17 protein-coding genes and 1 pseudogene are annotated in these 13,348 nt (G+C 67.0%); all 18 read left to right on the forward strand.

Translation table 11 applies throughout. The features are described from left to right. Positions 1 to 486: DUF3158 family protein (locus J5F18_RS03470; protein ID WP_346300945.1), on the forward strand; the 486-nt coding region annotated here is incomplete at its 5' end. Positions 487 to 504: 18 nt separating this feature from the next. After that, on the forward strand, positions 505 to 939 hold the full coding sequence (locus tag J5F18_RS03475; RefSeq protein ID WP_346300946.1) for a single-stranded DNA-binding protein: 435 nt from the start codon (positions 505 to 507) through the stop codon (positions 937 to 939). Positions 940 to 976: 37 nt separating this feature from the next. Further along, positions 977 to 1,564: a hypothetical protein gene (locus J5F18_RS03480; RefSeq protein WP_346300947.1), complete on the forward strand. Its 588-nt coding sequence runs from the start codon at positions 977 to 979 to the stop codon at positions 1,562 to 1,564. Positions 1,565 to 1,584: 20 nt separating this feature from the next. Beyond that, positions 1,585 to 1,809, forward strand: coding sequence for a hypothetical protein (locus J5F18_RS03485; RefSeq protein WP_346300948.1), 225 nt, complete (start codon positions 1,585 to 1,587; stop codon positions 1,807 to 1,809). 102 nt (positions 1,810 to 1,911) lie between these two features. Continuing rightward, a complete protein-coding gene (locus J5F18_RS03490) occupies positions 1,912 to 3,909 on the forward strand; it encodes a DNA topoisomerase III (protein WP_346300949.1) in 1,998 nt (665 codons plus the stop codon). 812 nt (positions 3,910 to 4,721) lie between these two features. Next, on the forward strand, positions 4,722 to 4,997 hold the full coding sequence (locus tag J5F18_RS03495) for a hypothetical protein (RefSeq protein WP_346300950.1): 276 nt from the start codon (positions 4,722 to 4,724) through the stop codon (positions 4,995 to 4,997). Positions 4,998 to 5,101: 104 nt separating this feature from the next. Further along, positions 5,102 to 5,635, forward strand: a complete 534-nt coding sequence (locus tag J5F18_RS03500; RefSeq protein ID WP_346300951.1) for an STY4534 family ICE replication protein — start codon at positions 5,102 to 5,104, stop codon at positions 5,633 to 5,635. A 157-nt stretch (positions 5,636 to 5,792) separates the two neighbouring features. Next, positions 5,793 to 6,437 carry a hypothetical protein gene (locus J5F18_RS03505; RefSeq protein WP_346300952.1) on the forward strand — a complete coding sequence of 215 codons (645 nt, stop codon included), beginning with the start codon at positions 5,793 to 5,795 and terminating at the stop codon, positions 6,435 to 6,437. Beyond that, positions 6,430 to 7,191 carry a hypothetical protein gene (locus J5F18_RS03510; RefSeq protein ID WP_346300953.1) on the forward strand — a complete coding sequence of 254 codons (762 nt, stop codon included), beginning with the start codon at positions 6,430 to 6,432 and terminating at the stop codon, positions 7,189 to 7,191. The genes J5F18_RS03505 and J5F18_RS03510 overlap by 8 nt, the downstream gene beginning before the upstream one ends. Positions 7,192 to 7,210: 19 nt before the next feature. Continuing rightward, positions 7,211 to 7,954, forward strand: coding sequence for a TIGR03759 family integrating conjugative element protein (locus tag J5F18_RS03515; RefSeq protein ID WP_346300954.1), 744 nt, complete (start codon positions 7,211 to 7,213; stop codon positions 7,952 to 7,954). Positions 7,955 to 7,963: 9 nt separating this feature from the next. Beyond that, entirely contained in the window at positions 7,964 to 8,548 is a 585-nt protein-coding gene (locus J5F18_RS03520) for a transglycosylase SLT domain-containing protein (protein ID WP_346300955.1), read from the forward strand. 14 nt (positions 8,549 to 8,562) lie between these two features. Then, positions 8,563 to 8,733 (forward strand): hypothetical protein, encoded by a 171-nt coding sequence (locus J5F18_RS03525; RefSeq protein WP_346300956.1) that lies wholly within the window; start codon positions 8,563 to 8,565, stop codon positions 8,731 to 8,733. Continuing rightward, the gene (locus J5F18_RS03530) at positions 8,726 to 9,295 is read left to right on the forward strand and encodes an integrating conjugative element protein (RefSeq protein WP_346300957.1); all 570 of its coding nucleotides are present in this window, start codon (positions 8,726 to 8,728) and stop codon (positions 9,293 to 9,295) included. The genes J5F18_RS03525 and J5F18_RS03530 overlap by 8 nt, the downstream gene beginning before the upstream one ends. A 9-nt stretch (positions 9,296 to 9,304) precedes the next feature. Further along, positions 9,305 to 11,350 (forward strand): annotated as a pseudogene (traD, locus tag J5F18_RS03535) (type IV conjugative transfer system coupling protein TraD); the annotation flags it as partial. Between the two features lie 217 nt (positions 11,351 to 11,567). Continuing rightward, complete coding sequence (locus J5F18_RS03540) at positions 11,568 to 11,858, forward strand: hypothetical protein (protein WP_309717455.1); 291 nt, start codon at positions 11,568 to 11,570, stop codon at positions 11,856 to 11,858. Position 11,859: 1 nt separating this feature from the next. After that, positions 11,860 to 12,552 (forward strand): TIGR03747 family integrating conjugative element membrane protein, encoded by a 693-nt coding sequence (locus J5F18_RS03545; RefSeq protein ID WP_346300958.1) that lies wholly within the window; start codon positions 11,860 to 11,862, stop codon positions 12,550 to 12,552. Positions 12,553 to 12,747: 195 nt separating this feature from the next. Continuing rightward, positions 12,748 to 13,101 (forward strand): RAQPRD family integrative conjugative element protein, encoded by a 354-nt coding sequence (locus J5F18_RS03550; protein WP_346300959.1) that lies wholly within the window; start codon positions 12,748 to 12,750, stop codon positions 13,099 to 13,101. Then, positions 13,101 to 13,316 (forward strand): TIGR03758 family integrating conjugative element protein, encoded by a 216-nt coding sequence (locus J5F18_RS03555; protein ID WP_023005028.1) that lies wholly within the window; start codon positions 13,101 to 13,103, stop codon positions 13,314 to 13,316. Before J5F18_RS03550 ends, J5F18_RS03555 begins: the two co-directional genes overlap by 1 nt. Positions 13,317 to 13,348: the final 32 nt, after the last annotated feature.

Below are 13,348 nucleotides of genomic sequence, written 5' to 3' on the forward strand. Positions count from 1 at the left end.
TCACAGCAAGAGCATGAGGGAGGGGGCAGGGTGAATCGCGCATCGAACAGCTATGGCAATGACGCATTCAACAGCTACGCAAAGGGTTTTTTAAAACCCTTTAAGGGTAAGGGGGAGCTGATTCGGCTCCGTGACGAGCTGGAAGAGGCGGCAAGAGCGGCGCGGCAAGAGGCGATCGATATGGCGTCGCAAGCGAATGGCGGCTTGCTGAAATCGACCGACCTTTGGCTCACCCCATGGGGGAAGTCAGGCATCCCAGCAAGAACTCTTCAGTGGCGTGATAACAAGCAGAGGAGCATGGGGCTTTGGCTGCTGGAGACATTCCTGGCGCGTGACGATATATCCGAGGCGATTCGGCAGTCCGTCATCGACCTCGAGGTTCAGCGCTGCGTGTTCAATGCCAAGGCGGCCACGATCAACTGGTCGATCAAGCGTATCGGCAAGGCGCTGGCCGATATCGAGCATGCCATCTCATTTCAGCGATAACGACCAAGGAGGATACCCATGGGAACACGCTTCTACGGCGAGGGAAATATCGGCAGCGATCCGGAGGTTCGGACCTTCCCCGTGCGTGATAACCAGCCGCCCCGCACGCTACTCAGGCTCAATGTGCGGTTCGATAACCTGGTCCCCAAGGACGGAGAGGTCGTGGATCGTGGTGGCTTCTGGGCCGATGTGGAGTGGTGGCACCGCGACGCCGAGCGCTGGTCGCGGCTGTACCAGCGGGGCATGCGGGTGGTGGTGGTAGGTAAGATGGTTCAAGACAGCTGGGAGCAGAACGGCGAGACGCGCACGGCGTTCAAGGTGCAGGCGGACCGGGTGGCTATCTTGCCTCATCGGGTGGCTCAGGTAATCATGGATACCCCCCATAGCCATCAGCAGCCGGCTGAGCAATATGCCAGCGGCCCGGGGGCCAGCCAGGAAGGCTACGGGGGCTAGCCGCTGAATGATCATGGATGAATCAAGGAGAAGAGCGATGAAGGGAGCCAGGAGGGTGCTGTGCTGGATGGGCCTGGGTGCTGCTGTGACCTTGGCAGCGGGCTGTGCCACCCAGGACCATCTCTACTCTCAAGGGCGCTGCCTGACCTGCATCAATAACCCGGTGACCGGGGAGCCAGTCAATTACGATCCCGAGCAGCAGCCTGCTATCGACGAGGAAGCTGTGGCAGCCAGCAGAGGCCAGGAGGTATCCGCAAGCAGCCGGCATGGCCGTTTCAGCATGTCATCGCCGCTGGACGTGGATACGGCCTATGCTCGGGTGCGTTCCGAGTTCGGATTCCGCTCCGAGGCGGACTTCAACCCGAACAGCAACTCTGACCAGTGGGCGATGATGGACAACGCCTGGCACTTCGATGCCACGCCCGGCGCCTTCTATCAGATGAGTGACTATGCCAGGCAGACCGTCAACGGTGCCGAGCACTCCCTGGTGCTGAGGGCACAAATTCAGCGCGACGGCAGCGGCTCTCGCATCAGCGTTGAGTACCTGCCGGCGACCAATGCCGGGTACGATGGGGATGCCATGGGCGTGGCGCTCGAGGAGCGTTTCCGCATGGCGCTCCGTTAGCGTAGAGAGGAGGGCATTAGGTGACATCGCCAGCACTGAGAAAAGAGCGGATCGGCATCGGCCACACGGCTCAGCTGCTGGGCGTCCGTGTGACCGAGCTCAAGGATGCCCTTCGGCATGGCCGCGATCTTCGCGGCCATCCGCCACCCCAGCCCATAGTCAGAGGCGCCGGTTCGTCCGGCACGCAGATGCTGTTTCTCCTGGGCGACGTGATGGACGTCGCCGAGCTAATGGCCAATCCTTGAAGGCGGCGGTGCAAAGCCGTTTCGCTGACGTTCCCTTTCTTGCTTCGCTCCCTCCCACTGCCTTGCCATGCTGCCCTCCACGCTGATGAGGGAGGCGAGCCAATGCGTGTATTCCTGTGCGAGAAGCCTTCGCAGGCCCGAGATATTGCCCGCGTGATCGGTGCCGGCCAGCGCAGCGAGGGCTTCCTGAAGGGCGAGGGGTGTGTCGTGACCTGGGGCTTCGGGCACCTGCTCGAGCAGGCCCCGCCGGAGCAGTATGACCCGGCGCTCAAGCGCTGGTCGCTGGAGGCGCTGCCGATTCTGCCTTCGACCTGGAAGATGGAGATCAAGAAGAGCGGCCGCAAGCAGTTCGGTGTGGTGAAGAAGCTGCTGGGCCAGGCGACCGAGGTGGTGGTGGCCACCGATGCCGACCGGGAAGGGGAAACCATCGCCCGTGAGCTGCTGGATTACTGCGGCTATCGGGGGCGGGTCACACGCCTGTGGCTCTCGGCCCTGGACGACGCCTCGATCCGCAAGGCCCTGGCCGGCATCAGGCCCGGCGAGGCGACCTACCCGCTATACCTGGCTGGGCTTGGGCGTAGCCGGGCCGATTGGCTGGTCGGGATGAATCTGACCCGGGCCTATACGGTGCTGGCCCAGCGACAGGGGCATCAGGGGGTGCTCTCGGTGGGACGTGTGCAGACGCCTGCGCTGCGGCTGGTCGTGGATCGCGACCGGGAGATTGCCAACTTCGTTCCCCAGCCTTTCTGGGAGGTCGTGGCGCATCTGGAGGCGTCGGACGGCACCCTCCAGGCGAAGTGGCAGCCGGGTGATGCCTCGATCCAGGATGCTGCAGGGCGCTGTATCAGCGAGGAAGCCGCCCGGTCGCTGGCTCAGCGAGTCACTGGGCAGCAGGGGCGTGTCAACCACCTCGAGACGAGCCGCAAGAAGGAGGCGGCGCCTCTGGTGATGGACCTGTCATCGCTGCAGCAGGAGGCCTCGCGCCGCTTTGGCTACGGTGCCCAGCAGGTACTGGACATCGCCCAGGCGCTCTATGAAGCCCACAAGGCGACCAGCTACCCGCGAACCGACTGTCGGTATCTGCCGGAGTCGCAGTGCGAGGAGGCCGAGCGCATCGTGACGATGCTGCTGCACTCGGATGAAGAGCTGCCGCCGCTTCGCCAGCGCCTGGACACGAACCGCAAGAGCCGCGTCTGGAACGACAGCAAGATCACCGCACACCACGGCATCATCCCGACGGCGGCATGCGATCCGGCCAAGCTGAGCGATGCCGAGCGCAACGTCTACGACCTGATTCGTCGCCACTATCTGGCCCAGTTTCTGCCGGCTCACGAGTATGATCGGACCGAGCTTCGGGTGGACCTGGATGGCGAAGCGTTCGTGGCCTCAGGGCGGCAGGTGCATGTGGAGGGGTGGCGCATGCTCTTTCCCCGGGCGGCTGCTGGAGAGGGCGATGAGGAGGAGCGGGAAGCGCCTCCGCTGCCGTCGCTGAGCGAGGACGAATCCTGCCAGGCCCGGCAGCTTGAGGTGCTGGCCAAGCAGACGGCACCGCCCAAGGCTTTCACCGAGGGCACCCTGATCGCCGCCATGAAGCATGCCGCTCGATTCGTGACAGACGAGCGCCTGAAGGCGCGCCTCAAGGAGACGGCTGGGATCGGTACCGAGGCAACGCGGGCCGGCATCATCGAGACGCTGCTGAAGCGGGGCTTCATCAAGCGGCAGAAGCGCGCCCTGGTCTCGACGCCGACCGGCCAGCAGCTGATCGATGCGCTGCCTTCCGTCATCACCAATCCCGGCATGACGGCGCTCTGGGAGCAGGCGTTGGATGACGTCGCGGCAGGGCGCCTGGCGCTGCAGGAGTTCATGGGGCGTCAGGCCGGCATGGTGGAGAAGCTGGTGCAGCATGCGCGGGAGTCCACGGTGACGATGCCTCAGCCGAAGAGCAAGACGTGCCCGGAGTGTCAGGCGCCCATGCGCAAGCGCCAGGGCCAGTATGGGACCTTCTGGGGCTGCTCGCGCTACCCGGAGTGCCGCGGCATGTTGCGCGACAAGGCGCCCGGGAAAGGTGCCGGCAGCCGGCGTAAGGCGCCATCGCCTTGACCGTGAAAGGGGCAGGCTCAATAATAGGACTTGTACCCCGTTGGTTGCTGACGGTCATCACGCAACGCCCTTTGAGCGCCAACGCTCAATCCCCCAAAGTATTCGCACCTCGCGAGACGAATACGCCCCATCCCGCCTCTACGGCTCACACTGCATCATCAACAGTCGGGGTTCGAGGTTCATTAGTCCCAGGCCAGCTTGGTTGGTTGGCCATCTCCTTCATACGACGACCGGCCTGCCGGCTACCTTGATCCAGGGAAGCCGGCAGGCCGGTTGACGTTTCCACGCTGGAAACGCCTGCCCTTCTGCGGAGCCCGCCGCATCACCAACGGGAGCCCTTTGTACAGGGATCTGTGCTTGATCGACCGAATGCGTCCGCGAAGAGATTCGGGTGCCACCGTGAGCGAAGCATGGCAACGAGGGACATGCCTTGGCTCCAGTTGCATGGCGGACATCCTGGTACTTGTCGATACGGCGACGACCCTGTTGATGCCCTCTATGGTCTTCAATCCCAAGGCGTGGTGTGCCGCGTCTTGCGAGTGGGGATATCGAGGAGACGCTGCCGACGTGACGGGCAGCCTCCCAGTGGGCAAGTGCCGCCGCTGGCGGCCCGGTGGTCTCGGCCGGCTCCAACCGAGACACCCAGGCACCCAGGCGTTTCAAGGGTGCACCGCTTGGCGGTACGCCACCTCCCAAGGCCTCGCGCATCCCGAGACGAGGCCGCCCATCAGGGCCGGATGCCACTGCTACCACCCATTCGGGGAGATGCCTCCCCAGGGGGGCGGACCCCCTGGAACCTGGAGGAATACCCCATGGCCACGATTGTCGACGACCATGTCATGGTCTGTGACGACTGCCTGATGATCATCGCCAACGACGATGCCACCGGGCTCGATCACTTCCTGGATGAAGAGAGCGCCGCCGCCCGCGAGCGGGAGGTGCGTGACGCCATCGCCGCCACGCAGCGCGACGGGAATACCCTCGTCGTCGGCGATAGCGAGCAAGACGAGGCGTTCTCGACGTCATCCTGCGACTGCTGCCACACCCACCTGGCGGGCTCTCGGCACCACTGCGTGCTGATGGGCTGAGCCAGCGCCTGAATCCACCTCTTGCCCACCCGGGAAGCCACTCGACTTCCCAGAGGGGGCGAGTGTCTCCCGGGCGCAGACTGAAACCACCGAGGAGACACACCATGACGGTCACCACTCACCCGAGTGCCACCACTGGCTTCTTCGACCTGCATATCACCGGCCTTGGCTACCTCAACCGCATCCGGGAGGTAAAGCCGAAGCGCGGAGAGGCGTTCTGGGCATGCGATATCGCGGCCCTGAATGGCCCCGCATCCGATGTGGGCTACACCCGCTTCGACTGCCGGATCAGCGGCCGCGAGGCCGAAGCGCTCGTCAAACGCTGCCGTCAGGCGGTGTACCAGGGCCGCAAGGTGCTGATCGGCTTCAAGCTGGGCGACCTCTGGACGGACACCTTCGTCTACTCCAAGGGTGACAAGGCCGGCCAGACCGGCGTCAGTCTCAAGGCCCGCCTGCTGTTCATCAGTTGGATCAAGGTGAACGGCGAGATGGTTTACCAGGCGCCCCGGCGCGACGAGCAGGGTGCCGGTAACGACAGATCCGCTGACTCAGCGGAGCTGCCTGAGTCCGGCAACGGCTACGCCGCTGCCCACTCGGGAGAAGCGGCCGGCTCATTCGATTCGCCGGCCATGCATTGATCCACAGCGCTTCGATCAATCGCCAACCCGCGAAGAACGCCCCACCCCGGGGCGTTTTTCCTTTCCCCGCCTGATTACGCTTTTCAATCGACCCGCCCCTGCAAACCCGAGAATCTCCTGCCTCAACGCCATTGAATGGACTCCCTTGAGGCAACGCATGTTCAACCTTCCCACCCTCTCGACCGCTGCGCTGATCGCCACCACGCTGCTGGCGGGCTGCGCCCATCAGCCACCACAGACTCCCGACCCCTCGAGCGCCGATCCTCTGGTGCTCTCGCTGCCGTACTTCGACGTAGACGGCGAGCGGCATCGGGCCGTGGTCACCGGCCCCAACCCGCCGACGACCGAGGCGGTGACCCCGGACATCTACAGCGACGAGCTGCCTTCCGTCGAGGTGATTCGCACCGGGCGTTACCAGCTGGTAGCGACCCAGGCCTCACTGGGGCAGCGCTATCTCCTGGAGCAGACCATCGACGTGCGCATTCCGGCATCCATGACCACCACCGTGGAGGAGGCGCTGCATCACACCCTGCGCCATACCGGCTATTCGCTCTGCCCCGCACCCGGTCCCGCCCAGCGCACCCTCTACCGCAAGCCGCTGCCGGCGGCCCACTACCGGCTGGGTCCCATGCCGCTGCGCGAAGCCCTCCAGGTGCTGGGCGGTGACGCCTGGGAGCTGGAGGTCGACCCCGTCGCCAGAGAGGTCTGCTACCAGGTGCGGGATATCCGCTATGCGCCGGGGCACGGCGACGACAGCCGTGACGAGAGCAATGCAGCGGTGGCGGAGGTGAGCGATGAGTGAGCCCACCGGGCTGTCGCCCGACCAGAGGCCGACAGAGCCGCAGCATCGCGGCAAGCGCGGAGCAGGGAAGGGCGGCAGGAAGGCCCTCTACGGCCTGCTGGCGGTCAGCCTGGCCGGCGCCGTGGTGTCAGGGGCTCTGCTGTTGAGGCCGGCGCCCGAGGAGGTGCCGCTGGAATCCCTGGTGCAGTCCCAGGTACATCAGGCGGTGGTGCCCTTGGAGGAGACGCTTGCCCGAGTGGAATCACTGCAGGCGGCGCTGGAGCAGCGCCTGACGGAGCTGGATCAGCGTCTCGAACGGGCCGAGCAGCGAGGGCAGGAGAATGCCGCCGGCATCACCGCCGTACAGGCTCAGCTGGATCAACTGGATCCGCTCGAGCCCCGCCTGTCTGAGCTTTCCGAGACGCTGAGCCGCCTGGATAGCGAGCTCAACCTGCGCGTTACCGCCCAGAACGAGCAGATCCAGACGCTGGAGGAGCGCCTTGAGCAGAGCCGGCAGGCGGCGTCACGCCCGGCACCTGCCCGCCAGGCGCCGCGGCCAGCGACCCCGCCGTCTCCCCCGTTCCAGGTCACCGGTGTCGAGTCCCGGGGCGGGCGCCCCTACGTCGGCGTTTCGCCCAACGGCCTGTCGAGCCTGCGGGATATCCGGCTGCTGGGCGTCGGGGATCGCCAGGATGGCTGGGAGCTGACGAGGATCCGCGGCACCCACGCCGTCTTCAGCCGCAACGGCCGCTCGGTCGACGTCCAGATTCCCTGAGCCCACCGGAGAGCCTGCGATGACCACCCTGACACTTGCTGTTCTGCCCGCGATGGCCGTTGCCGTGGCGCTGCTGTCAAGCCAGGCCGATGCCCAGCCCACCCCGGAGAGCCGCTCCGACGCCTCCGTCGTGATTCAGGAGGCCCAGCGGCTGCTCGAGAGCGAGCGCACCACGACGCGCACGCAGCGAGCAGAGGCCTGGAAACTGACCGAGCGCGACTGGGAGCACTACGAGACGCTGATGGAGGGGCCGCGAGGGATCTGGTCGCCCAACCTCGACCCCATCACCGCCCTGGGCGTGGAGGCGCGCAGCGCCGAGGAGCGCCGCCGCTATGCGGAGCTGCTGGTGGAGGTGGAGCGCGCTCGCACCGAGCGCGAGCTGGCGTTCCAGCGAGCCTATGACGAGGCCTGGCAGCGCCTCTACCCCGACGAGATGCCCGTGGATGAGTTCACCCTGCGGCCGCGTGCGGCCTTCCACTTCACCGACGAGGGCGCACTGCAGGCGCGGCTGACGGTGTATGTGGCACTCGAGGCGTGCGAGCGCTGCGACAGCACCGTCAGCGAGCTGATGGCTCAGGGCGCCCAGATGGACATCTTCGTGCTCGACAGTGACGGAGACGACGCCGTGATACGCGACTGGGCGAGCCGCGTGGGCGTGCCGGCGGATCGCGTGCGGGCGCGGGACATCACCCTCAACCACGGCCAGCCGGACCCCGAGCACGGCATCACCGTGGGGTCGCTGCCCCAGGTCTACCCGAGGTGAGGGGGTGACATGAGGCTGACGGTATGCCGACGCCTGGTGATGGGCTGCGCGCTGGGCGGTGGCCTGGCGGTGGTGTCATCGCTGGCTAAGGCGGCCGCGGTGCCGCCGGCCTATTTCGATGCGGCAAGCCTGCATCAGGTCCCGCCCGAGGTGCTCTATGCGGTGGCCACGGCGGAGTCGGTGGTGAGCCTGAAGGCGGGGCGCCGGCCCTGGCCCTGGACCCTGAACGTGGCGGGGGAGGGCTTCCACTTCGCGACTCGCCAGGCGGCCTGCGATGCCCTGGTGCTGGCCCTCGAGGAGACCCGCGTCGTGGACGTGGGCATCGCCCAGCTCAACGTGCGCTGGCAGCCGCAGCTGTTCGGCGCCGGCAAGCGCTTTCCCCATCCCTGCGATGCCCTGGACCCCTACGCCAACCTGGAGGAGGCGGCGCGCCTGCTGCGCGGCCACTTCGAGGCCACCGGCGACTGGGTGCAGGCGGCCGGGCGCTACCACCGTCCCGCCGGCGGAGAGCCGGCGGCCCGCTACCGCCGCATCGTCGCCGCCGAGCTCGAGCGGCTGAAAACGTCTCGCCAGCGGCAGCTGGCAGCCAACTGAGGGAGATGCCATCGATGACCTGCTCTGCCCCCTATCGCTGCCCCTACTGCGGGGCACCGGCCTGGCGCGAGCCTCGCGAGATCGAGCCGCCTATAGATTACTGCCATGAAGAGGCCCATGGCTCCCGGGAGGAGTATCGGGAGGAGTGCGGTGAGGATGCGTCGGGGGAGGTGCCTGATGCGTGACCGTCGCTGCCGGACGTTACCCGCCCTGCTGGTTTGGCTCCTTGGGCTGCATGTCACTAGCGCCCAGGCCGAGGCGATGCCCCGAATGTCCCTGGCCGAGCGGCCTCCACTGGAGGTGCTTGCCGACCACGGCGGGAAGCCGGCCCGCCCCTACTTCGTCGCCATCGGCATGGCCGACGTGCCCGAGGAGGAGGGCTATGCGCCGGACCCGCGTGCGCCGGTGCCGTTCAGCGAGGCGGATATGCTGCCGGTGACCAGCGAGCGGCTATCGCCCGGCGAGGTGCGCTTTCGTCCGCTGGAGCTGCCGAGCCGCATGACGCCCTTCTTCCTGGTCGGCGACGATGCGCTGTCGCTGCGCTGGCTGGAGGCCCGCGGAGAGGTTCTGCGCGAACTCAATGCCGTGGGACTGATCGTCGAGGTGGCCACGCCCGAGGGGCTTGAGCGCCTGCGCGAGGCGGCGCCGGGGCTCGAGCTGCGCCCCACGCCGGGGGACGACCTGGCCGGTCGGCTGGGCCTGGCCCACTACCCGGTGCTGGTGACGGCTCAGGGGCTGGAGCAGTAGGAGCGCACGATGAACCAGACACACCCCCTGGAGGCGCTGCTGCGCCCCGCGGTAGAGCTCAACACCGCCCTGGTCTGCCTGGCCTGTGCGGTTCTCTGCATCATGGCGCCCTGGTCGCTGGCTCTGTCGCCCAGCGTGGGCTACGGCATGGCGGCAGGCTTTGCCGCCTTTGGGCTGTGGCGTGCTCGGCAGGCCTGGGTGGTGCTCCGCTACCGTCGCAACATGAAGCGCCTGCCGCGCTTCGCGCTGCGCAGCCGGCAGATCCCGGTCAGTCAGCGGCTGCTGTGGATGGGCAAGGGCTTCAAGTGGGAGGCGCGCCACACCCAGCGGCTGCATGAGAGCCAGCAGCCCCACGTGCAGCGCTACCTGCGCCCGGGACCGGCCTACCGCCTGGCCCGGGAGCTGGAGAATCGTCTGGAACGCTATGGGGCCGGTCGGCCGCTGGTGAAGCTGCTCGCCGCGGACGTGCCCTGGAATCCGGTGCGCCCGCTGCCGCCGGTGGGCGGCATGGCGGCACTGCACGCCGTGGAGTGGAAGGAGCGCGACGTCTACCTACCCCTGGGGGAGCGGGTGGGTCACACCCTGGTGGAGGGCACCACCCGGGTCGGCAAGACCCGGCTCGCCGAGATCCTGATCACTCAGGACATCCATCGCGACGACGTGGTGATCGCCTTCGACCCCAAGGGCGACGCCGACCTGATGATCCGCATGTATGCCGAGGCGCAGCGGGCGGGCCGCGGCGACGCCTTCTACGTCTTCCACCTGGGCTGGCCGGATATCTCGGCGCGCTACAACGCCGTGGGCCGCTTCGGGCGCATCTCCGAGGTGGCCACCCGGCTTGCCAGCCAGCTCTCCGGAGAGGGCAACAGCGCCGCCTTCCGCGAGTTCGCCTGGCGCTTCGTCAACATCGTGGCCCGGGCCCGTCATGCCCTGGGGCAGCGCCCCACCTACGAGCAGATCCTCTCGGACGTGGTGAACATCGACGGCCTGATGATCGAGTACGCCCAGCAGACCCTGACCCGCCACGACCAGCACGCCTGGGAACGCATCACCACCATCGAGGGCAAGCTCAACGACAAGAACATCCCCCGCCAGTTTCAGGGCCGCGACAAGCGGGTGGTGGCCATCGAGCAGTACCTGCAGCAGGTCAAGGTGGTGGACGCCGTACTCGAGGGGCTGCGCAGCGCCGTGCGCTACGACAAGACCTACTTCGACAAGATCGTGGCGAGCCTGCTGCCGCTGCTGGAGAAGCTGACCACCGGGCGCATCGCCGAGCTGCTTTCGCCGGACTACGACGACATCGAAGACCCTCGGCCAATCATCGATTGGCAGCAGATCATCCGCAAGCGCGGCATCGTCTACGTGGGCCTGGATGCCATGAGCGACTTCGAGGTGGCCCAGGCGGTGGGCAATTCCATGTTCGCCGACCTGGTCTCGGTGGCCGGCCATATCTACAAGCACGGCATCGATGACGGCCTGCCGGCGGTGAACGGTCAGCGCATGGGCAAGGTGCCGATCAACCTGCACTGCGACGAGTTCAACGAACTGATGGGCGACGAGTTCATCCCGCTTATCAACAAGGGGGGCGGCGCCGGCATCCAGGTCACCGCCTACACCCAGACCCTCTCCGACATCGAGGCGCGCATCGGCAACGCCGCCAAGGCCGGCCAGGTGGTGGGTAACTTCAACAACCTGGTGATGCTGCGAGTGCGCGAGGAGAAGACCGCCGAGCTGCTGACCCGGCAGCTGCGTCAAGTCAACGTGGCCACCCGCATGCTGGTGAGTATGGCCTCCGACTCTAGCGACATCGCCAACGATATCGACTTCACCAGCTCCGGCGGCGACCGCATCAGCACCGTGCAGGTGCCGATGATCGAGCCGGCGGACGTGGTCTCGCTGCCCAAGGGGCAGGCCTTCGCCCTGCTCGAGGGCGGCCAGCTCTGGAAGGTGCGCATGCCGCTGCCGCTGCCCGACAGGCACGAGGACATCCCCGGCAGCATCGCCGAGCTCGCCGAGCGCATGAAGCGTGACTACACCACCGGCGAGCAGTGGTGGACCGCGGTGATGCCGCCGCCGGTGAACCTGGAGCTGGGCGAGCTGGGGGCCGAGCTCCCGATGCGGGCCAGCGATGCCCAGGAGCCGCCGCCTGCGCAGGCAGAAGCCCGAAGGGAGGAGCATGACAAGGACGAGTCCAGAACGCGCCGGCAGGGGGAGGAGGCCGAGGATCAGCTGCTCGACGAGTGGCCGCTGGCTCAAGAGAGGGAGAACCGTGATGAACACCGAGACAACGCCCATGACGCCTGATACCGCGGCAACCGCCATCGTCTCCAGCGTCGCCCTGGAGAGCGGCTCTTTGAGTGAGCTGCCGCCGGCCCTGTACGGGCTGCTCGACTACGTGGTCATCGGCATCGACCGCGTCGAGCTGACCCAGCGCGCCTATCGCAAGGGGCTCTCGCCGGTGTGGGAGCAGGGCGAGCACCCCCATGAGGGGCGGCTGATCCTGCACTACCACGACCGCCGCTGGTCCCTGCTCTGTTCGCTGACGCCGGTAAGGGTGCACTGAGATGGCCACGGCAGAGCGCGCCCAGGAAACCCGACGCGGCTGGCTCTCCACGCTGTTCGGCCTGCCGTTTCAGATCATGGCGGTGCTGGTGGTTTCGCTGCTGATGTCGGTGCTGATCGAGTGGGCAGGGATCTACTGGCAGTGGTGGAGCCAGCCCGGGGCCCAGCATGCCCTGGAGACCCTGGAAGCGGAGATGGCCCGGCTGGATACCACCTTCACCCGCTCGCTGCTCGTATCGGACCCGGTCGCCCTGGCGACGGGCGCGGTCAGCCGCGCCTACGACTGGCTGTTCGTGAGGAGCGGGGTAGCGGCCTGGCTCGAGACCAGCGCCCATCACGGCGGCTGGCTCGGCACCCTGCACGTCTACGTGCAGGCGGCGCTCTACGTCACGCTGATGACCCTGACCCGGGTGGTCATCCTGCTGCTGACCTCGCCGCTCTTCGCCCTGGCGGCCCTGGTCGGCTTCGTCGACGGCCTGGTGCGCCGCGACCTGCGCCGCTTCGGCGCGGGGCGCGAGTCCGCCTTCATCTATCACCACGCCAAGCGGGCCATCACGCCGGTCTTCGTGGTGGGCTGGCTGCTCTACCTGAGCGTACCCTTTGCCATCCACCCCAACGCCTTCCTGCTGCCCTGCGCGGCGCTCTTCGGCCTGCTGGTCAGCATCGCCACGGGAAGCTTCAAGAAGTACCTCTGAGGCCTCACGTCGGGGGCCATCTTGCCGCCTCGCCGCTATCGTCCGGAGCCTGTGCGGGCTCCGGTGCTCGGATGCCTAGGGTATTGAGCGGGCACAGATAAACGACGTGTGCAGCGCTTATGGTTTCCTGCTGCGCTGCACCCCGGCAGGCGACAGGATGACGGCAATGCCAGCCAACGGATGGACTGTCTTGCCATGACGCTTCGCCGCTTGCCAAGGGCCCTGTCGCCCCTGCTCCTGACGCTGCTGACCGCCCAGTTCGGTACCGCCTATGCCGCCGAGCGCGACGGCGTGCGCGATGAGATCGCCCGCCAGGACCTGGCCCTGATTCAGGACCAGCTGGCCCAGATCCAGCGCATCGTGGATCGGCTCGAGAATCGCGTCGGGGAGTTCGACCCCGATACCACCCGCGTCTTCCTGGACGTGCCGCGTCTGCGCCGTGACCTCGAGGCGGTGGCCGAGGGCATCGATGATGTGCTCGCACCCCCTCGCTTGCCGCCCCGGCAGCCGGCACCGCTCGCCGGCGACTACCTGCGGGAGCGGTACTGATGGAGGCCTTCGCCGCCGGTGCCGGCTTCGAGGCGCCACCCCTGGGCGTGCTGATTGCCGGGGTGGGCTGCACCGTGGTGCTGCTCTGGGCGTGCTGGAGCGCCATCTCCTCCTACCGCGGCTACGCCAAGGGGCGCGTCAGCGGCGACGACTTCGGCTTCGCCGCCCTGCGTGCCGTCTTCCTGGTCGTGGTGATGTTCTGGATTTTCCTCTGAGGCCGCAGGCCTCGCACCTTCGTCATTCAGCA

Source organism: Halomonas sp. BM-2019, from assembly GCF_017584085.1.

What these genes read in the sequence shown, in the direction of transcription:
- J5F18_RS03475 (WP_346300946.1), top strand. Translation starts at nt 505, where the DNA reads ATGGGAACACGCTTCTACGGCGAGGGAAATATCGGCAGCGATCCGGAG.
- J5F18_RS03480 (WP_346300947.1), top strand. Translation starts at nt 977, where the DNA reads ATGAAGGGAGCCAGGAGGGTGCTGTGCTGGATGGGCCTGGGTGCTGCT.
- J5F18_RS03490 (WP_346300949.1), top strand. Translation starts at nt 1,912, where the DNA reads ATGCGTGTATTCCTGTGCGAGAAGCCTTCGCAGGCCCGAGATATTGCC.
- J5F18_RS03495 (WP_346300950.1), top strand. Translation starts at nt 4,722, where the DNA reads ATGGCCACGATTGTCGACGACCATGTCATGGTCTGTGACGACTGCCTG.
- J5F18_RS03500 (WP_346300951.1), top strand. Translation starts at nt 5,102, where the DNA reads ATGACGGTCACCACTCACCCGAGTGCCACCACTGGCTTCTTCGACCTG.
- J5F18_RS03505 (WP_346300952.1), top strand. Translation starts at nt 5,793, where the DNA reads ATGTTCAACCTTCCCACCCTCTCGACCGCTGCGCTGATCGCCACCACG.
- J5F18_RS03510 (WP_346300953.1), top strand. Translation starts at nt 6,430, where the DNA reads ATGAGTGAGCCCACCGGGCTGTCGCCCGACCAGAGGCCGACAGAGCCG.
- J5F18_RS03515 (WP_346300954.1), top strand. Translation starts at nt 7,211, where the DNA reads ATGACCACCCTGACACTTGCTGTTCTGCCCGCGATGGCCGTTGCCGTG.
- J5F18_RS03520 (WP_346300955.1), top strand. Translation starts at nt 7,964, where the DNA reads ATGAGGCTGACGGTATGCCGACGCCTGGTGATGGGCTGCGCGCTGGGC.
- J5F18_RS03525 (WP_346300956.1), top strand. Translation starts at nt 8,563, where the DNA reads ATGACCTGCTCTGCCCCCTATCGCTGCCCCTACTGCGGGGCACCGGCC.
- J5F18_RS03530 (WP_346300957.1), top strand. Translation starts at nt 8,726, where the DNA reads ATGCGTGACCGTCGCTGCCGGACGTTACCCGCCCTGCTGGTTTGGCTC.
- J5F18_RS03540 (WP_309717455.1), top strand. Translation starts at nt 11,568, where the DNA reads ATGAACACCGAGACAACGCCCATGACGCCTGATACCGCGGCAACCGCC.
- J5F18_RS03545 (WP_346300958.1), top strand. Translation starts at nt 11,860, where the DNA reads ATGGCCACGGCAGAGCGCGCCCAGGAAACCCGACGCGGCTGGCTCTCC.
- J5F18_RS03550 (WP_346300959.1), top strand. Translation starts at nt 12,748, where the DNA reads ATGACGCTTCGCCGCTTGCCAAGGGCCCTGTCGCCCCTGCTCCTGACG.
- J5F18_RS03555 (WP_023005028.1), top strand. Translation starts at nt 13,101, where the DNA reads ATGGAGGCCTTCGCCGCCGGTGCCGGCTTCGAGGCGCCACCCCTGGGC.